Annotated in this window: 11 protein-coding genes and 1 pseudogene; 2 read left to right on the top strand and 10 right to left on the bottom strand. The window is 66.7% G+C overall.

The annotated features are described in order from the left end of the window. The first annotated feature begins 320 nt into the window (after nucleotides 1-320). Nucleotides 321-2,633 carry a lytic transglycosylase domain-containing protein gene (locus FZ033_RS18245; RefSeq protein WP_149577508.1) on the top strand — a complete coding sequence of 771 codons (2,313 nt, stop codon included), beginning with the start codon at nucleotides 321-323 and terminating at the stop codon, nucleotides 2,631-2,633. 410 nt (nucleotides 2,634-3,043) lie between these two features. Here FZ033_RS18245 and FZ033_RS24675 read toward each other — a convergent pair whose 3' ends face one another. The 5 genes from FZ033_RS24675 to serA all read right to left on the bottom strand — a co-directional run bounded on the left by FZ033_RS24675 (nucleotide 3,044) and on the right by serA (nucleotide 11,860). Continuing rightward, nucleotides 3,044-3,817, bottom strand: coding sequence for a hypothetical protein (locus tag FZ033_RS24675; protein WP_408068495.1), 774 nt, complete (start codon nucleotides 3,815-3,817; stop codon nucleotides 3,044-3,046). Nucleotides 3,818-3,917: 100 nt separating this feature from the next. Next, nucleotides 3,918-6,104, bottom strand: a complete 2,187-nt coding sequence (locus FZ033_RS18235) for an OmpA family protein (RefSeq protein WP_149577507.1) — start codon at nucleotides 6,102-6,104, stop codon at nucleotides 3,918-3,920. A 384-nt stretch (nucleotides 6,105-6,488) separates the two neighbouring features. Further along, nucleotides 6,489-7,946, bottom strand: coding sequence for a carbohydrate porin (locus FZ033_RS18230; RefSeq protein WP_149577506.1), 1,458 nt, complete (start codon nucleotides 7,944-7,946; stop codon nucleotides 6,489-6,491). Nucleotides 7,947-8,263: 317 nt separating this feature from the next. Beyond that, on the bottom strand, nucleotides 8,264-9,787 hold the full coding sequence (locus FZ033_RS18225) for a porin (RefSeq protein WP_149577505.1): 1,524 nt from the start codon (nucleotides 9,785-9,787) through the stop codon (nucleotides 8,264-8,266). An 804-nt stretch (nucleotides 9,788-10,591) separates the two neighbouring features. Continuing rightward, nucleotides 10,592-11,860 carry a phosphoglycerate dehydrogenase gene (serA, locus tag FZ033_RS18220; protein ID WP_149577504.1) on the bottom strand — a complete coding sequence of 423 codons (1,269 nt, stop codon included), beginning with the start codon at nucleotides 11,858-11,860 and terminating at the stop codon, nucleotides 10,592-10,594. Nucleotides 11,861-12,152: 292 nt separating this feature from the next. Here serA and FZ033_RS18215 point away from each other — a divergent pair. Continuing rightward, a pseudogene (locus FZ033_RS18215) lies at nucleotides 12,153-12,644 on the top strand (phage integrase central domain-containing protein); the annotation flags it as partial. Nucleotides 12,645-13,348: 704 nt separating this feature from the next. On the opposite strand, the gene FZ033_RS18210 reads toward FZ033_RS18215, so the two are convergent. The 5 genes from FZ033_RS18210 to FZ033_RS18190 all read right to left on the bottom strand — a co-directional run bounded on the left by FZ033_RS18210 (nucleotide 13,349) and on the right by FZ033_RS18190 (nucleotide 19,417). Continuing rightward, on the bottom strand, nucleotides 13,349-14,140 hold the full coding sequence (locus tag FZ033_RS18210; protein ID WP_149577503.1) for a substrate-binding domain-containing protein: 792 nt from the start codon (nucleotides 14,138-14,140) through the stop codon (nucleotides 13,349-13,351). A 104-nt stretch (nucleotides 14,141-14,244) separates the two neighbouring features. Then, complete coding sequence (gene tcuB, locus FZ033_RS18205; protein ID WP_149577502.1) at nucleotides 14,245-15,342, bottom strand: tricarballylate utilization 4Fe-4S protein TcuB; 1,098 nt, start codon at nucleotides 15,340-15,342, stop codon at nucleotides 14,245-14,247. Beyond that, nucleotides 15,329-16,726, bottom strand: a complete 1,398-nt coding sequence (tcuA, locus tag FZ033_RS18200; protein ID WP_149577501.1) for an FAD-dependent tricarballylate dehydrogenase TcuA — start codon at nucleotides 16,724-16,726, stop codon at nucleotides 15,329-15,331. The genes tcuB and tcuA overlap by 14 nt, the downstream gene beginning before the upstream one ends. Nucleotides 16,727-16,730: 4 nt before the next feature. Next, nucleotides 16,731-18,053, bottom strand: a complete 1,323-nt coding sequence (tcuC, locus tag FZ033_RS18195) for an MFS transporter (protein WP_232847556.1) — start codon at nucleotides 18,051-18,053, stop codon at nucleotides 16,731-16,733. Nucleotides 18,054-18,271: 218 nt separating this feature from the next. Continuing rightward, nucleotides 18,272-19,417: an ABC transporter substrate-binding protein gene (locus tag FZ033_RS18190; RefSeq protein WP_232847555.1), complete on the bottom strand. Its 1,146-nt coding sequence runs from the start codon at nucleotides 19,415-19,417 to the stop codon at nucleotides 18,272-18,274. Nucleotides 19,418-19,460 lie beyond the last annotated feature (43 nt).

Genomic DNA, 19,460 nt, shown 5'->3' with positions numbered 1-19,460 from the left:
GGCGGGCCTTGACCCTTATCCTTTTGCCGGCCGGCCGGAAAGGGGGCACGCGACGACACCACGCGTCCGGCCCCCCGCCGGCGCCCTGACGACAGCGCGGGCGCCGCGCCCGCAGGCCGATGCGCCTTTCTTTCGCGAAAGTGCGGCACCCCGGTGAGGGATCGCTGTGCTTGCAACCGACGCTGGGTCATGAGCCGCGTTTTCGCCCTGTTTACGCGATCAATCTGGTTAGGGTTTCGTCAACACGGCTGGCGGAACATGGCGGAGGGGGAAGCCGCAAGATCACATCAAGCGAACCGAACGCGCCGCGAGGACATTGCATGTCGCCTGTTTCGAGCCTGATTTCCGTGAGCGCGCTTGCGCTCGCCCTCGCGTGGAGCGGGGCGATGCCGGCTCTCGCGGAGACCACGCCGACGGCCAAGCCGGCCTCCTCTAAGGACACCGCCAAGGACACCAAGGCCAAGGATTCGAAGGCGAAGGACGCCAAGGCCCACGACGCCAAGACCAAGGATTCGAAGAGCAAGGACGCCAAGGCCGCCCCCAAGTCGACCGGCAATGCCAAGGCGTCGGCCGACGCCAAGTCCGGCAAGGACGCCAAGGCCCACAAGGATGCGGCCAAGCCTGCCGCATCGAAGCCCGCCGCGTCCAAGCCCTCGGGCAAGCCGGCCACCGCCCGAGCCCCGGCCGCCGCCCCCCAGGTGGCGCCGACATTGGGCGCCTCGTCCAACATTCCCGGCGGTGATCTCGCCGCGCTGAAGGTGGCGGTGAACGCCGCGAAGAACGGCCGCGCGGCTGAAGCCATGGGCGCCGCCCAGCAGCTCGACGATCCGGCGGCGCGCACGCTCGTGACCTGGCTCGTCATCCGCCACGCCCCCAACGACCTCGGCTTCGACGCCATCAACCAGTTCCTGAAGGACAAGCCCGGCTGGCCGACCCAGAACACCCTGCGCCGCCGCGCCGAGCGGGTGCTGTTCCAGGAGAACCGCGACCCGGCCAAGGCGCGCGACTTCTTCGCGGAACAACCGCCGCTCTCCGGCGAGGGCAAGATCGCGCTCGCCCGCTACCTCGTCGCCGCCGGCAACCGCTCGGACGCGGCCGACTGGGTGCGCGAGGCCTGGCGTGAGGACGAGCTGAACGAGAGCTTCGAATCGAAGATCATCGACGAGTTCTCCGGCTTCCTCACCCGCGCCGACCACAAGCTGCGGGCCGACCGCTTCAGCTACAAGCCCGATCCGGACCGCGCCCTGCGCGCCGCCGCCCGCGCCGGCTCCGACATCGTCGCCCTCACCAAGGCGCGCATGGCCATCGCCAAGAAGGACGCCAACGGCGAGAAGCTGCTGGCCCAGGTGCCGTTCAACTTGTCGAGCGATCCGGCCTATCTTTTCGCCAAGTCCCAGCTCGCCCGCCGGGCCGACAAGCCGCAGGACGCCGCGCGCGCGCTTTTGGCCGGCGCCACCTCCGACCAGGTCCGGGCTGATCCGGACGAATGGTGGATCGAGCGCCGCCTCGTCGCCCGCGAGCTGCTGGAAGCCGGTGATGCCCAGACCGCCTACAAGGTGGCCGCCACCGGCGTGCCGCCCAAGGCCGACAATTACCGCGCCGAGCAGCACTTCACCGCCGGCTGGATCGCCCTGCGCTTCCTGAAGGACCCGCGCACCGCCGCCCAGCATTTCGCCAAGATCGACGACGACCAGAAGCACCCCATCACCCTGTCGCGCGCCTATTACTGGCAGGCGCGGGCGGCAGAGGCCATGGGCGACGGCGGCCGCGCCCGCGAGCGCTTCCAGGCGGCGGCGCGTTTCCCGGCCACCTATTACGGCCAGCTCTCGCGCACCAAGCTCGGCATGGCGCCGGTGGTGCTGCGCTCGCCCTCGCCCTCGTTCGACAGCCGCAACACCTTCGCCCGGCTGGAGCCGGTGAAGGCCATCCGCATGCTCTATGCCGTGGGGGAGCGCGACATTCCCCTGACCATCTATTACGACCTCGCCTGGCGCATGGAGGACCCGGCCCAGCTTTCCATGCTGGCCGACCTCGCCGAGGCCAACGGCGACGCCCGCGGCGCCCTGGTGGTGGGCAAGGAGGGCCTCGCGGAGGGCCATCCCCTGGAGGCGGAAGCCTTCCCCACTTTCGGCCTGCCCAGCTACACCCCCATCGGCAATCCGGTGGACAAGGCCTCGATCTATGCGGTGGCGCGGCAGGAAAGCCAGTTCAACGCGCGCACCCTCTCCAGCGCCAAGGCCATGGGCCTGATGCAGGTAACGCCCGAAGCCGGTCGCGAGGTCACCAAGAAGACCGGGGTGCCCTACAGCGAATCCCGGCTCATGAGCGACCAGTCCTACAACGTGCAGTTCGGCGCCGCCGAGCTGGGCGAGCTGGTGCAGAATTACGGCGGCAACTACGTGCTGGTGTTCGCCGCCTACAATGCCGGACGCGGCAGCGTGGCCAAATGGATCCAGCGCTACGGCGACCCGCGTGACCCGGATGTGGACGTGGTGGACTGGGTGGAATCCATCCCCTTCTCCGAGACCCGCAACTATGTGCAGCGGGTGATGGAGAACTACCAAGTCTACAAGGTACGCTTCAACATCCCCTCCAAGCTGCAGATGGAAGCCGACCTGCGCGGCGGCCGCTGAGGGGGGCTGGCTAGAGGGGGCGCCAGTGACCCCTCTTAAGTCGGGGATGTCCGGCCGAGGTCCTTGTGGAAACTCTTCCGAGATCATCGGTCGTCATGGCCGGGCTTGACCCGGAAGTCGGCTGTTGCCGACTTCCGTTCCCGAGAGCGGAACCCGCAAACATGCGGGTTCCGGCCATCCACGCGGCACGGCCGGGCGCAGCTTTCTGACGAATGCTCAGATGGTTGGACGTGGATGCCCGGCTCAAGGCCGGGCATGACGGCGAAACACCCGGCTCAGCAATCGAACATTTCCGAGAAGGCTCTCGATCCCTGAGAGGCGAACGCGGCAACAGCCCAGCTCTTTTGAAGCAGGTTCAAGTGGTGCCCCGCCTAAGCGTCGCCCTTCGTGCCGACCGAAGCCCCCTCACCTCACCCCTGCGGGCGCCCGCCCCTCTCCGGCGGCGGCGCGCCGGCGGCGAGGGCTCGGGCCTGGCCGATCCAGTTCTCCCGCTCGATGCGGCCGGGAAAGGCCAGATAGCTGCCCACCCAGGCCGCCTCATCCGGCGTCCAGGCCGCGATCTGGCGGACATGGTAGATGCCGAGCGCGTTGAGCCGGCGTTCGTTCTGCGGGCCGATGCCCTTCAGCAGCTTGAGGTCGTCCGCCCCCTCCCCCTCCGGCGCGTCGAGGGTGGGCGGTCGCACGCCGGGATGGCCGTCCGGCCCCTTCTCACGCACCACCGGCGGGGGCAGCGGCAATGGCAGGGGCTCGTCCTCCGGTTCCGGCGGCAGGGAGGCGAGGTTCGGGCTCAGCCCGAGCCGGGAGAACAGGTCCAGCTCGCGCGGTGCCGGCACCGGACGCGGCGGCAGATGGAGCGGCTCTCCTTGAAGCGGCGAACTCGGAGCCACAGGGTCCGATGCGGTGTCATGGGCGCTATCATGGGAGCCGGGGTCGGAGGGCGTGGCGGAGAAGGGCAGCGCCGACGGCGGCACGCGGCCCCCTGTCCCGCGCTCTCCTGCCCGGCGCTCATCCACCCCGTTCTCGCCTTCCTCGTGCACCGGCAGCCGGCCCGTGAACGCGGCCACGGGCGGCGCCCCGCTTTCAGCCGAAGGGGCGGCGCGGCGGCCGAGCTTGAAACCCACAGCAAGCCCCAGCAGGAAGGCCAGGGCCAGAAGCAGCAGAACTTCGATGGTGAAGGCTGTCATGCACGCCTCCCCGGGTTCAGCCGGCCGAGCGCATAGCCGGTGGCGAGGCCGATTCCCACCGCCCCCAGAAGATAAGGCCACAAGGCGATGGTGAGATAGATCACGGTGCGCGCTCCTTCACCTCGAACTCGATGCGGCGGTTCAGCGCCTTGCCCGCCTCGGTATCATTGGGCGCCAGCGGCTGGCCGGCGCCGAAGCCCGCCGCGCTCAGGCGATCGGTGGCGACGCCCGCGGTCACGAGATAGGCGAGCACCGCATTGGCCCGCGCCTCCGACAGGCGCTTGTTGAACTCGGCGTCCCCCACCCCGTCGGTGTGACCCAGGATGCGCACGACAGCGGTGGGGCACCGCTTGAGCGCCACCGCGAGGCGGTCGATCAGGCCCCGGCTGTGCCGGTCGATCTCGGCGCTGCCGCTGGCGAAGCGGATGGTGCCGCGCGCCAGAAGCTCCCCCACCTGCCGGCCGCAGGTAGCCGTATCCGCCGGCGGCGGGGCGATGGCCGCGTCGATGGCGGTCTCCACCATGAAGGGCGGGCGCACGGCCCGCTTCAGCTCGGCATCCATCTCGCTGGCGGCGGCCGGGGTCAAAGCGGTGCCGGTGAGGCGCAGCTGGCCATCGACGATGCTGATCTCCCCGGTTCCGGTCCGCGACAGCTGGGTCAACGCCGCCAGCACGGCGGGCAGGAACCCGTCCGGCGCGCCGCCGCCCACGGCGGACACATCATTCACCTTTTCGCGCAGGAAGTCGCGCTCCAGCGCCGCACGGATGGCGGCGTGGGCCGCCGCGTCCGGATAGAAGCCGGAGACGGTAAGCTCGTCGCCCTCGCGGCGGACCGAGAACACATAGGGCGAGATGGCGGGCGGCTCGAGGTCGTCCGCCACCACGCTCACCCCCGCCGGCGGCGCCTTCACCGCCTGCATCACCGACAGGAAGGTGACGGAATCGGCCGCCTCGCCGGAGAGGGTTACCTGGGTGCCCGCCACGTCGGCCGCCCCGGTGCGCAGCTTGACCAGTTGGCCCACGGCGAAGCTTGCCGCGCTGGCCCACACTTCCGGCGCCGGCCCGCCGGAGGCGAGCTGCATGTCGTCGGAGACCTGCACGCCGGGGAAGGCCGCGCGCGTGGCATCCACCAGCAGCCGCCGCGCCTCCTCCGAAGGCGCATAGCCCGATAGCCGCACCGCCTCGGCGAACCGCTCGATGCGCCAGGTGAAGGGCGCCGCGCGCGGCGGCTCCACGGCGAAACGGGTGATCTGGAAGCCGTCGGGCGGGGCGCGGCGCTGGGCCAGCAACTGGTCGAAGGCGGGGAAGCTGGGAGCCGCCCCCTCCACCGCGATGGTGCTGTCGGAGAGCGTCACCCGGCCTTCGGGAAGCTGCGCCAGCACCTGGCCGGCAAAGCGCACCGCCTTGAGCCACAGCTCGGTGGCCGGTGCGCCATCGGCCAGCCGGGTGTCGTCCTTGATGCCGATGCCGGGCACGGCGGAGGACAGAGCCGCGGCCACCTCGCCGCGCGCCTCCGACGACGGCACGAAGCCGCTCAGGCGCAGCACCGTGCCGTCGCGCACCGCCGACCAAAAGAAGGGCGAGGCCACCGGCGGGCGCACCGCGAAGCGGGCCAGCACCATGCCGTCCGGCAGGGGGCCGAGCATGGTCTGGGCGAGAGCATCGTAGCTCGCAAGGTCGCGGGCGCGGCCCTCGATGCCGATGGCCCCGTCGGCGAGGGTGATACGGCCGGACGGCAGCTTCTTGAGCTGGGCGAGGCCGAATGTGACGAGAGCCGCGAAATCGCCGGGCGGCGCGCCGCGCGCCCGCACCAGGCGCTCCTGGCCCGCCACCTGGTCGCCGCCGGCGCGGGCGGCCGCGACGATGCGGGCGAGCGCATCCGCCGACGGCACGTAGCCGTCGAGGGCGATGACGCGGCCGTCCTTCACCGCGCTGAAGGTGAAGGGGCGCCGCACCGGCAGGATGGTGGTGGCGTCATGCACCACCCGAACGCCGAACATGCCGGCGAGGGAGCCGCGCACCTTGGCCCGCGCCTCCTCCGCCAGCGCCTCGCCCTCCAGCGTGGCGTCGCGCCCCTCGAAATGGGCAAAGGCCCAGCCCTCCCCGGTTCGGGCGAGGATGTCCGCCGCCGCCGAATCGAGATCAGCCTCGATGGGGCCGCGGCCAGCGGCGAGGGTGAAGGCGCACAGCAGAGCGAAAGCGAAAAGGCCGAGCACCAGGGGCAGCAGGCTTTGCCGCGTCGTTCGACCTGCCACCGGCCCCGCCCCGTCCACGCTCTTCCGAACCATCCGCCGCCGCCCCTGTGTCGTGCCCTGACTATAGCACCGGCCGCCTGGGGTTGACCGAAGCCAGATCGACAGCAGGTCGATGCCGGCGCGATGCCGGTCGGGGATGCTCAGGCGCCGGGCCGGCTTCGCCATTGCCGCGTGAGTGAAATCACGGGCGACATTGACTTTAGGCCGCCGCGGCTCGTTCGCAACAGGCTGCTCCGGCCTGCGGGTCCCCCGAGGGAGGCCTCACGCCGATACGGGAGTTCAGCACATTTCGATGACGTCCCGAAAGCCCTCCGCCCGCGTCGGGCTAGCCGACGCGGGCGGAGGAAGGTTCAGGATCTGAGCCTCCGGCCAGAAGCGCGCCCTGGTCAGGACCGCCCTCTGGCCGGTGAGACCGCCTCAATAATTGATGGTGGTCCGCACGCCGAACACGGCGGCATTGGAAACCTTGGTCAGGCCGAGCGGATCGTTGGGGTTGAGGACGCCGCCGCCCGGATTCCAGATGTACTGGAAATCCGGCTGGATGGTGAAGCCCGGCGTGACCTGCGCGGAATAGGTGACTTCCAGCACCGTTTCGCTGCCGCGAACCGGGTAGTAGGAGCCGGTGTAATAGGCCGTGTCCGCGTCCAGCCCGCGGGCTGCGGACGTGACCCGCGTGGTGCCGAAGGCAATGCCGAACGCATCATCCTCGCGGTAGGGCACCAGGCCTTTGAAGTTGATGCCGCCATCGGCATAGAAGCCGATCTGGTTCTGGGCGCTCGGCGCCGCCATGATGCGACCGAAGACGCTGATGCCCTTATCCTTGCTGCCGGGCACGCGGTAGATCATCTGGTCGATGATGGCGTAGGCGGCATAGTCGCCATGAATGTTGGCCGCGATGCCCACCGTTTCCGGGTTCGCCAGCGACAGGCCGAACACGTCATAGCGCTGGTTGGGGAAAGCGTTGGAATTATACCACGCGCCGACCTTCACCGTGCCGGGCAGCCATGCCGCACCTTCGCCCTTGTTGTAGCTGTAGGCCGCTTCGCCGATCACGAACACGCCCTGGTCCACCAGGAAGTTCAGGCCGTTGTGGTTCTCCTCCTGCGGATCGCCGCAGCAAGGCGCGGGATTGCCGTTGAAGAGGCCGAGCATGATGGAAAAATCATCCGTGGGCAGCAGCTTCAACCGCACGCCGGGGGTGGCCAACGGATAGGCCGGCCCACCGCTCGGCAGGTCGGCCGCGAACAGCGCGGGCCAGCCGAAGGTGGAGTTCAGGAACAGGCTCGCATTGTCGCTGATGCCGAACTCCGAATCGGCGGCGAGCTGGCCGAAGCGGAAGGTCGCCTTGCCGTCGGCGAAGGACTGCTCGATGTAGAGCTCGAACAGGCGGGTGCTCGACAGGGCGTCGATGCCGCTGACGCCCATGATGTTGCCGAGATACTGGCCGGAAAAGCCCGAGCCCTGGATCTGGAGCGCGCTGGCGTGGAAAGTCGCGCCCTTCCACTGGAACAGCTTGTCGAGATCGGCATCGAGGGTGAACAGGAAGCGACCGTTATAGGCGGTGCCGGTGCCGAGGCCGCCGGTGGTGTTGCGCCAGAGCTCGCCGATATAGTTGACGCCGACCTGAATGCCCGCATCTGCAAGCTTGGTGCGGTAGCCGCCCCAGTCGCCGAGCCAGCCGAGTTGCGGCGCGATGGAGGCAGGAGCCTCCGCTGCGGGCGCCTCCGCAGCCGCAGGAGCGGGGGTCGCGACATCGGCAGCCATCGCTACCGGGCCGCCGAGCAGCGCCGCCGCCACGGCGAAAAAGGAGCCCGCCCCGAGGGCTGCGGACCGCAGCCGGCGGCCGGCAGTCCAGGATCGCGTGGGAGCACTCATTTCAAATCCCTTCCTCACATTCGATCCCCCGATCGAACCGCGGCAACCCGACCCGGATTTCCCAATCCCGCCGGTGCGCCCAACCTCTCATCCGGTGCCCCAGGCAGAACCTGAGACCGGCCGGAGAGACTCGCCGACTATGTCAGCATCAATAATCGCAGAATAATACCACTAACGAAATAGGCTGCGTGTACTATTGGATTATTACAATTCCAGTAATTGCCAATACTTACCCAACGTAATTCAAGATCAAGACAAAGAAAAGCCCCGGTGGTTTCCCACCGGGGCCTTTCGGAAATCTTCGCTAAGCGCGAGGATCAGAAGTTACGCTGCACGCGCACGCCACCCGACCAGATGTCGGTGGAGCCGCCGACGAGCGAATTGCTCGTCAGCAAGCCGGTGCTAGCATTGGTCGCTGCATAGTTTCCGAGCGGCACAGAACCATCGACCTTGCTGTAAACTGCTTCCGCCGCAATATCGAGGTTCTTCACCGGCGACCAGACGGTGTTCACACCGACCTGCCACAGATTGAAGTTATTGGCCGCAACAACGTTGTCCGGAGTCTCGTAGGAGACGTAGCCAGCATAGAGCGCCGAACGCAGGCCGGGGGTCCAGTAGTGGCGGAACTGACCCTGGATCTGCCAGCCCTTGGTCAGGCTGTAATCTCCAAACTGATTCACGCCCACCGCGTCAGCCACGGTGTAGAATGCGCCCGAAGCAACAATGTTTTGACCAACCTGATTCAGGTCAATCGAACCCACACCGGTAGCGCGGCCCTGAGAAGTCCCAGAGAGACCGAGGTAGTTGGCGGCGCCCTCTTCGTAGCCCGCCTGGAAGAAGATGCTGTCACCCGCGGCGAGGAAGGGGAGCTTGAATTCCACCGTGCCGCCGATCGCCCAACCCCAGCTGTCGCTCGATGTTAGACCAGCCTGAGTAAAGCCGGCATAGCCGGGGTTCTCAACCACGACTTGATGCAACGCGCCAGACAACTGGGCCGAACCCCAGGCCTGATCGATACGCAGATTGGCGACGATGTCGGGCGCCTGCTGACCAGCCGAATAGTTTGCGTAGCTCAAGCCGGTTGCACCGGTGGAGATGTTGTACCAGGTACCGACGACCGACGACCCAGTAGACGTGGCGAGCTGCACGCCAGTGGTGCGGTTGGCGGCGTCTTCCAGCGACAGGGTGGCGGAGAAGCCGTTGCCGAACTGGGCGGTGTAGGCCGCGAGGGTGGTCCAGGTGTTGGAGCCCGACAGCGGCGTGGTCAGCATGTAGTTCAGACCCGAGTCGAAGAACGACTGGGTGTAACCGAACGTGAAGCCCGAGAACTGGATGAACGCGCGCTCGAAGTACACACCCGAGCCAGTACCCCAGGTAGCACCGCCGGACGCAGTCGACGTGCCAATCTGCTGGGAGTTCCACTCGGCGCCGAAGCGCACGTAGGAGCGCAAGGTGCCGTAATCGGTCTGGGTACGGGCGTCGAAATCGACCGTGCCGCGGACACGTGTCACATAATCCGGATCGTCGGCGTCCTTGAAGGGATAGCCGAATGTAGTACCACCCGCGCCGGAGCCAGGCCCCTGGAAGCCCACAGCGGCGGCCGAGGTGATGTTCGGGTTGAAGGTACCGATCGCATTCACATACGTATCGAAGCGGGCATAGCCGCCGATCTTGATGCAGGTGTCGGTGCCGGGGATGTAGTAGTAGCCGGCGCCGTAAGCGGTGCAGACCTTCACGTATTCGACTGCCTTCGCCTTGACAGGCAGATCGGCGGCCTGGGCTCCAGCGACTGCGACGAGACCTGCCGCGCTACCGAGGAGAAGGCTCTTCACCATCTTCATTTTAGACCTCCAAGTTTGATCGAGGGAGCGAGTTCCGCTTCGCCGGTGCGGCTGCACCCCGAGAGGGTTCTTGCCCCGATTTCCCACTGCGCCCTCAGACCCCCCGAACACGCAGTGGGCGACCGGGGACTGCCCCCCTTCGTCGCCAAGCCAACATACAAAAGGCGAAACCGTGATCAATCGAAACGGTACCGTTCACGCCCCTTAACGGCCGCTTTCCCGCCGGGTGTTGCAGGAATGGCACTGTTTAGTTGACCTACCTAGATACCAAAACACACAGATGCGCAGGCCGCGCCCTAACCCATTTAACGTTATGATCCCTATCTATTTTCGCCTCAGCAGCAGGGGCCGCACCTCAGGTCGCCATCCGAATGTTCCGGGCGGTAGCCGGCTCACGGACCGGCTCCCCCGGGGGACCGGTCGCCAAGTCTCACCTGTGGCGGAATCTGGACAGGGGAAAGTGTGCCATTTTCGCCGCGAAGCGCTGCGGTGACTGAACTATCGCAGCGGTAGCATGCGGATTTTGCAGGGCTTGGCCGTTCGGGGAATCAGGATCGATTTACCGTCGAGCCCTCGGACCGGCCGGTGCCGCGGTGCCCCCTGCCTGGGTCCCGCGCCAGGCGCGATGCACTCGATTCGCCCTCGCTCCCGGGGCAATGCGAGCCGGCGGGTCATGTATCGGGCCTGGATCCCGCCGTGCCGCCCCCCGACGCAGCAGGAGCCCGCGCCCACCGGGCGACGCGCCGGGATGAGCCGGCGGGCACACCATCTCATCAGGATGCGCCCGCCGGATCGGATTCGGCTTCAGATCTTGCGTTCGTAGAGCAGCCGGGCGCGGATCGTGCCCTCGATCGCCCGGATGTCCTCAAGCACGCTCTGGCCGTCCGCGGTCGAGGCATCGGCGTCCAGAACCACGTAGCCCACGTCCGCGTAGGTCTCCAGATACTGCGCGGCAATGTTGACGGAATGGCGTGCCAGCACGTCGTTGAGCCGCCGCAGCATGCCCGGCAGGTTGCGGTGAATCTGGATGAAGCGGGTCCCCGTCGGGCGGGCAGGCAGCTGCACCTCGGGAAAGTTCACCGCGCCCATGGTGGAGCCGGTGTCGGAATAGTCCACCAGCTTGCGGGCCACCTCGGCACCGATGCGCTCCTGCGCCTCCTCGGTGGAACCGCCGATGTGCGGCGTCAGAATCACGTTGTCGAGGCCCTGGAGCGGGGAGACGAAGCGCTCGGCGTTGGAGCCCGGCTCCACCGGGAACACATCCACCGCCGCGCCGCGCAGGCGGCCGTCCTTCAGCGCCTCGGCGAGGGCATCGAGGTCCACCACCGTGCCGCGGCTGTTGTTGATGAGGTAGGCGCCGGGCTTCATGGCGGCGATCTCGGCGCGGCCGATCATGCCGTGGGTCGCCGCCGTCTCCGGCACGTGCAGGCTTACGATGTCGCTCTGGGCCAGCAGCGCGTCGAGGGTGGGCACCGGCTCGGCCTGGCCGTGGCGCAGCTTGTCGGTGTGATCGTAGAAGATCACCTTGAGGCCCATGGCCTCGGCGAGGATGGAGAGCTGCGAGCCGATATTGCCGTAGCCGACGATGCCCAGGGTCTTGCCGCGCACTTCCACGCTGTTGGTAGCGGACTTGTCCCAACGTCCCTCGTGCGCCGCGTGGGAACGGGTGGGGATGCGGCGCAGCAGCATCACGATCTCGCCGATCACCAGTTCCGCCACGCTGCGGGTGTTGGAGAAGGGCGCGTTGAACACCGGCACGCCGCTGATGCGGGAGGCGTCGAGGTCCACCTGGTTGGTGCCCACGCTGAAGCAGCCGATGGCGATCAGCCGGTCCGCGGCCTCCAGCACCTCGGGCGTGATCTGGGTGCGCGAGCGGATGCCGAGGATGTGGACGCCCTTGATGGCCTCCTTCAGCGCCTCGCCGTCCAGCGCCTTGGGCAGGCGGATGAGGTTGGTGTAGCCGGCATTGGTCAGAAGCTCCACGGCGCTGTCGTTCACGCCTTCGAGGAGCAGCACCTTGATCTTGTCCTTGGACAGGGAGAGGTGCGGCGTGTGGGAATGGCTGTCGTGCACGGTCGCGGCGTCCTTCAGCAATGGATGAGGCCTGGGCCGGGAACCGCGTAACAGGAGGCGCGGCCCGGCTCAATGCTGCCGGAAATTTCGGCAGCGATCCTCAAGGCTGGCGCATATTTAACGCTTTGTGACGCCAGCCGGAGCCCCACTCGGTGCGACACTTCGGCCGGCGCGGGGGAATCCGGCCACCTGGCGCAAGGACAGGCCTGGGGCGGCGGGCGCCCCCTGCCAGCATGGCAAATTGGCTATATCGTCAGCGGCTTGGCGCGCGTAGATGGCGGAGATGTAGGCCGAGAAGCTGACGCCCGGCTTCAGGAATGAGAAGCACGCGGCACAATGGAAAATGACCCTCGGCCCCGCCTACTGCGCGAAGATCCGCGAGAGGAAGCTGGCGGACATCAACACCGATGACGTGCTCGCGGTCCTGCAACCGGTGTGGATGGAGAAGAACGAGACGGCCTCGCGGCTCCGAGGTCGCATCGAAAGGGTGCTGGATGCCACCAAGGCCAAGGGGCAGCGGAAGGGCCGCCCCTTGAGCGGCATGGCGATGGAAATGCTCCTGCGCCGCCAGAAGCTGGAGATCACCGTCCATGGCTTCCGCTCATCGTTCCGGGACTGGGCCGCAGAGGAGACGAGCTTCCCTTGGGAGATCGCTGAGGCGGCCCTCTCCCATGTCGTGGGGGATGCCACCGAGCGGGCCTACCGCCGGGGTGATGCCTTGGAGAAGCGCCGCGAGCTGATGACGGCATGGGCGGCCCATTGCCAGCCAGTGGCCGTGGAATAGGCCATAGGGAGTGTATCTATAATATAATACTACTACTTATAGAAAAATGTGACTCTATGCCGGAAATCCAGAAATCCAGAAAATCAGGATCTGAGCATTTCCAATGCATTACAAGTGTCACTTTCTGGATGCTTGGAAATCCAGAAAATCCAGAAATTGGTTTGGCACTGCGTGAAAGCCAATGTCTGGGGAGGCATGGGGCGCGCACTCGGGGCTGTGCCGCGAGCACGGCTTAACGGAGCTTGGTGATCCCGATTACATCGGTTTTGGCGCGGCCCTTGATGGATTCTTCGCTGCGCGTCATCCCTTTCGAAATGGTCGTGTCTTGGTTTGAAACGCATTGGCAGACATCAAAGAAGGTCGACATTTTAGCGCTTGATCTCGCGAGCATGTGGTTCCGACAAGGGCGTTCGCTTAGCAAGCGGCCTGTGCATCCCGACCCACGTCTCGATCTCAAAACTATCGATCCAGATCGCTTCTCCAACATGAGCATCGTTCTGGTGAAATCCCCGCTACCCAGGCTGAGCGTGATCAGGTTCGTGTTCCCTCAAAGCTGCGCACCCCAAAGAGGCCTAAACCATTAACACCCTTCCCGACAACGGCATGTTCTGCACTTGGACGGTGCGGAGATGGCGTCTTTAGGCAGACGGACGCTGGAGACGCCCGTCCCGCTCTCTTGGCGGCGCCGCGGTCTGCAGTCGCCGCTATTTCCCAGCCGGATGGGCGATGGGGTCCAGTCCCGTCTTGCGGATGACGGGAGCGGCCTGGGCGGATGCGAGGAAGGCGATGAGGTCCGCGCCCGCCTTGGCGGAGACCGCCTTCGTGGAGATGCCTGCCGCGAAGATGGTGATCTTCTGTACGCTTTCGGGAATGGGACCCACAACCTCCACGCCGGCAACAGGCAGCAGCTCGCTGATCTGCTGGAAGCCGAGTTCCGCATCGCCCCGCGCCACCACCGCAGCCACGGGTTCTGCCGGAATCATGCGGGCCTTGCCATTCATCTCCTCCTCGATGCCGAGGCGCTTGAACAGCTCTTTCTCCACATAGACGCCGCTCGCGCTGTCGGAATAGGCGATCGATTTGGCAGCGAGCAGCGCGGCGCGCAGGCCATCGACCGAGGAGATATCCGGCTTCGGCGCGCCGGCCCGCACGGCGATGCCGATGGGCGAGCGGGCGAGATCGACGCGCGAGGCCTTGTCCGCCTTGCCCTGCTCCGTCAGGCCGGTGAGGGCTTCGCCCACCATGATGAGCACGTCCACGGGTTCGCCGCGGGCGAGGCGCACCGGAATGGCGTTCTCGGTGGTGCCCATGGAGGGTCCGTAGGCCGTCGAGACCGTATGGCCCGTGGCACGCTCGAACTGCGGGACGAGCTGCTTGTAGGCGGCGGAGAAGCCGCCCGAAATCATCACCCTGACCTCCTCGGCCTGCACCGCGGCCGGCAGCGCCAGCGTGACGCCCACCAGCAGCGCGGAAAGCCAGCCTCTCGCGATCGTCATGCCCCATCCTCCCGTGATTGATCTTTTCTTTATTCCGCCGACCCCGCCGGGGTCGGAAAGGCTCGGCCCGAGCGCATACCGCAGGTGCGCGCGGGGACCTGGCATCAGGCGTCGCGGGCACGCTCCTGCGCGTAGCGGACCAGCGCGGCGAAGCGGTAGAGCCCGTGCACGAACCGTCCGTAGGGCAGGCTCAGGAACAGGGCGAACACGATGCCGAGATGGATCGCCAGCAGCGCATTCATGGCCGGCGTCGCCCGCAGGACGAGCAGCAGCAGACCCGACGCGGCGGTGAGCAGCAGCATCACCGTGAAAGCCTTGTCCATGCCCGCGCCGACCTCGCTCAGGAGGGCCGGGTCGCGCTGGCGCCTGACGCGCAGGAGGCCGATGGGGCCGACCACGAGGCCCAGGCCACCGAGGGTGCCGATCACCACCGGCAGGTCCCACCAGGGATAGGGCGCCTCCCAACCGAACAGGAAGTGGTAGAGCGCGCCGACGCTGGTGGCGGCGAAGCAGAGCATGAAGCCGTAGAAGGTGAGGTGATGGTAGAAGCGGCGGTTGTCGTCCGGCTTCTCGTCCTTGTTGTAGCAGCCCACCCCGCCGCCATCGAGATAGCGCAGCGAGCCCGCATCCTTGATGGCCTGCCAGAGCGGGCGCGGCGCAAGCGGGCTCTCGGCGGCATCGCCGATGTCCCGCCAGAAGCGGCGCAGCGACAGGGCCAGCGCGACCAGGCCGAACGTGAAGACGCCGCCGAACAGCCAGGCGATCAGCTCATGGGGCATGATGCGGTAGAACGCGCCGGTTCCCTGTACGGCCTCGCCGAAATGCGCGCCGCCCGCCCCCATGAAGGCGAAGATAAAGAGCGCCACGCTCGCCGCCGTCGCCAGCGCCACGAACAGCCCGTTGCGACGGAACAGCACCGCCAAGGCTCCGGGCCAGGCATAGTGCGCGTAAGACTGCGCCCGCACCGTCGCCAGCGTCCGCGGCACATTCACGTTGAATTCGTGGGGCGGCGAGAACTGGCAGTCGGTGTAGCACGCCCCGCAGGCGTGGCACAGATTGGCGAGGTAATTGAGGTCGCCGCTGGTGAAGGCGCGCCGCATCTCCATGGCGGGAAACACCGCGCACAGGCCTTCGCAATAGCGGCAGGAGTTGCAGACCGTCATCAGGCGGTCGGCCTCCTTCAAAGCTTCAGTGGCGTGCATGGTCGGCCGCCTCCCGTCCCGCGATGCGCCCGAACACGCTGCCAATGGTCATGCCGATGCCCGCGGCATAGCCGCGGCCGAGCACGTTGCCGGCCATGATCTCCCCGGCGGCGAACAGATTGTCCGCGCCTGTCCCGTCGGCCGTCCGCATGCGCGCATCGGCGCCGACGCGGACGCCGAGATAGGTGAAGGTGATGCCCGGCCGCACCGGATAGGCGTAGTAGGGCGCCGTCTGGAGCTTGCGCGCCCAGTGGGATTTGGGCGGCGTCAGGCCATCGGTGCGGCAATCGTCGAGGATCTTGTCGTCGAAGGTGCCGGGCCGAACGGCGGCGTTGAAGCCCTCCACGGTGCGGGTGAGGGCCTCGGAATCGAGGCCGAGCTTGCCCGCCAGCTCGGCGATGGTGGGTGCCGCGATGGGTGGGTACAGGGAGGGCATGAACAGCTCGAGCGAGGAGGCATCGAAAAGGATGTAGGCGATCTGGTCGGGCTGCTGGGCCACGAGACGGCCCCAGATGGCGTAGCGCTTGGGCCAGATGTCCTCGCCCTCGTCGTAAAAGCGCTCGGCCCGGTTGTTGACGACGATACCGAAGACCACGCAGTCGAGCCGCGTGATGATGCCGCCATCGAACTTCGGGGCCCGCGCATCGATGGCGACCGCATGGCACTGGGTGGGATCGCGGATCGTCTCCACACCCTTGTCCATCAGCATCTTCAGCACGGTTCCCCGGTTGTAGGGCGTGCCGCGGATGAGAAAATTGCCGGCGGAGGGGCCCCAGGCCTCCTTCAGCCAGTCGATGTTGGCCTCGAAGCCGCCGGCGGCGGCGACGACGGCCCTGGCGGAAATGCGATGCATGCCATCCGGGCGACGGACGAGGACGCCGCTGCAGCGTCCGCCTTCCATCTCCATCTCGACCACCTCGGTGTCGTAGAGGACCTCGACGCCGAGGCGCTCGGCGGTGAGATAGAGCGCATTGAGCATGGCCCGGCCGCCGCCGAGGAAGAACGAATTGGTACGGCCGAGGCTGAGCGTGCCGCCCAGCGAGGGCTGCCAGCGCACGCCCTGTTCCACGATCCACCCCAGCATGTCCTGGGATTCGCGGATCATCAGCCGGGCGAGGACCTCGTCCGTCTGGCCCTGGGTGACCCGCAGGAGGTCTTCGAAGAATTCGTCCTGCGTGTAGGGGCCGGAGAGGATCTTCGTGGCGCTGTCGTGGGCACAGCGCATGTTGCGGGTGTGGCGCGTGTTGCCGCCACGGTAGAATTTCGGGGCCGCCTCCACGACCAGGACGGAAGCGCCGGAGCGTCGCGCTGAGATGGCAGCGCAAAGCCCCGCGTTTCCGCCACCGATGACGAGGACGTCCATGCTGGCGAGCGTCGCGTCCATCCGCTCAGCTCCGCGCAGGGGCGGCGCCACGACCGCGATAGATGAGGATGGTCGCTATCAGGCCCGAGGCGGCCGCGGCCATGAGCCAGAAGCCCGGTGCCGCGCGGTTGCCCGTCATGTCGATCAGCCAGGTGGAGACCAGGGGCGTGAACGTGCCGAACAGGGCTACGGCGAGGGCGAAGGCGAGCGAGAAGCAGGTGGTGCGCACATGGGCGGGCACTTCTTCGGACAAGGCCGCCACCATGGCGCCGTTATAGACGCCGAAGCACAGGGAGAACCACAGCTCCACCATTAGCATCTTGTTGAAGGTCGGCTCCACCACCAGCCACGCGAGGGCGGGATAGGCCGTCGCCAGCGCCAGGATGGCGATGGTCAGCAGCACCGGACGGCGACCCACGCGGTCCGAGATCGCGCCGCCGATGGGCAGCCAGATGAAGTTGGTGGTCGCCACCAGCAGCGTGACCAGAAGACTGTCGGTGATGGACAGCTTCAGCACGTTCTTGCCGAAGGTGGGGGTGTAGACGGTGATGAAGTAGAAGGTCACCGTGGTCATGGCGGTCAGCATCATGCCGAGCAGCACGATCCGCCAGTTGGCGAGCATCGCGGCGAAGACTTCGCGCTGGGTCGGGTGCTTCTTCTGCTTGAGGAACTCGGGGGTCTCCTCAAGCGTGCGGCGGATGAAGAAGATGAAGGGGATGATCGCGCAGCCGATGAAGAAGGGAATGCGCCAGCCCCACGCGGAGATGGTCTCGGACGGCATCAGCTGGCTCAGCGAGAAGCCGATGATGGCCGCGAAGAAGATGGCAACCTGCTGGCTGGCCGACTGGAACGAGGTGTAGAAGCCCTTGTTGCCGGGCGTCGCGATCTCGAACAGGTAGATCGAGACGCCGCCCAGCTCCACGCCCGCCGAGAAGCCCTGCAACAGGCGACCGAAGAGCACGATGAGCGGCGCGGCGATGCCGATCTGTGCGTAGGTGGGGCACACTGCGATGAGCACCGTGCCGGCGGCCATGATTCCGAGCGTCACGATCAGCCCCTTGCGGCGGCCAATATGATCGAGATAGGCGCCGAGCACGATCGCGCCCACCGGCCGCATCAGCGCGCCGAGCCAGAAGGTCGTGAAGGTGAGGAGCAGCTCCGTGACTTCATTTCCGGTCGGGAAGAACGCCTTGGAAATCGACGTCGCGTAGAAACCGAAAAGAAAAAAGTCAAACTGCTCAAGGAAGTTTCCGCTGGTCGAGCGCAGGATTGCTGCGGTTCTCGATTTGATCGCAGGCACCTCTGCGGTCGCGGTGGATGGAACGGCGGTTGCCGAAGGCCCGACCATGCGTTGTCTCCCATGCCGGCGCAGCCGCACGCGGCGTCCCTGCGCTGCTTGTTGTTGCTTCGTCCAGCCGCCTGCAGCCCGCCGGTCCCTTGCAGAGACTTGGCGCAGCCCATCGCATGGCGGCATCGGCGCGAGCGTAGGGGAGAGAACCTGTCAAGAAGCTGTCACGTCACGCGCGACTGTCGTCTGACGCGGACGGCCGGTCATGCGCCCTGAGATCATTCAGTCTCAAGGGTCTTTCGCCATTCGCGGAAGAATATCCGGCGCTTGGACTGATCCTGGTAGGTGAGAAGCTGAGGTCCCACGTGTATTGGACGGAGCCTCGCGGGATCGGCACCGGCATCACCAGGCGTCGTCATGTCCAGCCGGACCGCCCCGAACGCACGGCGCGCAAGATCGGACTGGCCTTCGCGGGACAGGAGAAACTCCAGGAAAAGATGCGCCTGCTCCGGGTGCGGAGCCTGCTTGGGAATGAGGGCGATGCGCGTCATCACCAGCGTATAGTCCTCGAAGGTGACGACGCCGAGGGCCGGCTCCTCCATCGCCCGCGCCCGCGCATAGGACGAGATCATATTGTAGGCGAACAGGTGGTCTCCATCCGACACGCGATCCAGCATGGTGTGGGCGAAGGAATAGAGTTTCGGCCCCGTCCGACCCAAGGCCCGGACCAACTGCCAGGTCTCCGAGGTGATGCGCACATCGCTGTTCCAGAACAGAAAGCCGGTCCCGCTACGTTCGGGGTCGTAAGCCGCGACCTTGCCCCGGTAGGCAGCGCCCTTCTCCCGCAGGAGGCGGATGAAATCGGCATGGGTGCGCGGCACGTCTTCCGGAGGCACCCGCATCTTGTTGTAGACGAGGACGATAGGTTCAGCCGTAACTCCGAAGGCTTCGTTCCGCCACACCGCCCACGGCGGCAGCACCGAGGCGGCCGCCGTCTCGTGCCGGGCAGCATAACCGTCATTCACCAGCTTGATTTGGAGATCCATGGCGGAACTCCAGGCGAGATCGGGACACGGCCGCGCCTCGTTGCACTCGACTACATCGGAGTACACATCCAGCGAGTTCTTATGCCGATAGGTCAGCTTGATGTCCGGGTAGCGCGCGCGCCAGTCCTCGAGCAATTCACCCATCTCCACCAGATCGATGGAGGAAAGGACGCTGAGGGCGCCGGCGGCTCCCGTGCCGACTGAAATTTCGTCCGGGCGAAGGAACTGCGCCCTGGCCGAGCCGGCCGATGTTGCCAAGGCCACCGCGACGAAGAGCCCTGCGGCCACGAAGGTCCCAGTCATGCGTCCTGCAACTGCGCGAACGCTCCCCGCCACACACTCGGCGATCCCCTCCCCGTCCCTGCTCATCGGGGCCATCGACCCGCCTCCCGCACGCACGCCCGAGCCGTCTCTTGAACTT

Source organism: Xanthobacter oligotrophicus (assembly GCF_008364685.1).
Lineage (GTDB): Bacteria > Pseudomonadota > Alphaproteobacteria > Rhizobiales > Xanthobacteraceae > Xanthobacter > Xanthobacter oligotrophicus.
Note: the sequence above shows the minus strand (reverse complement) of the source record. Positions and strands in the feature narration are given on the sequence as shown.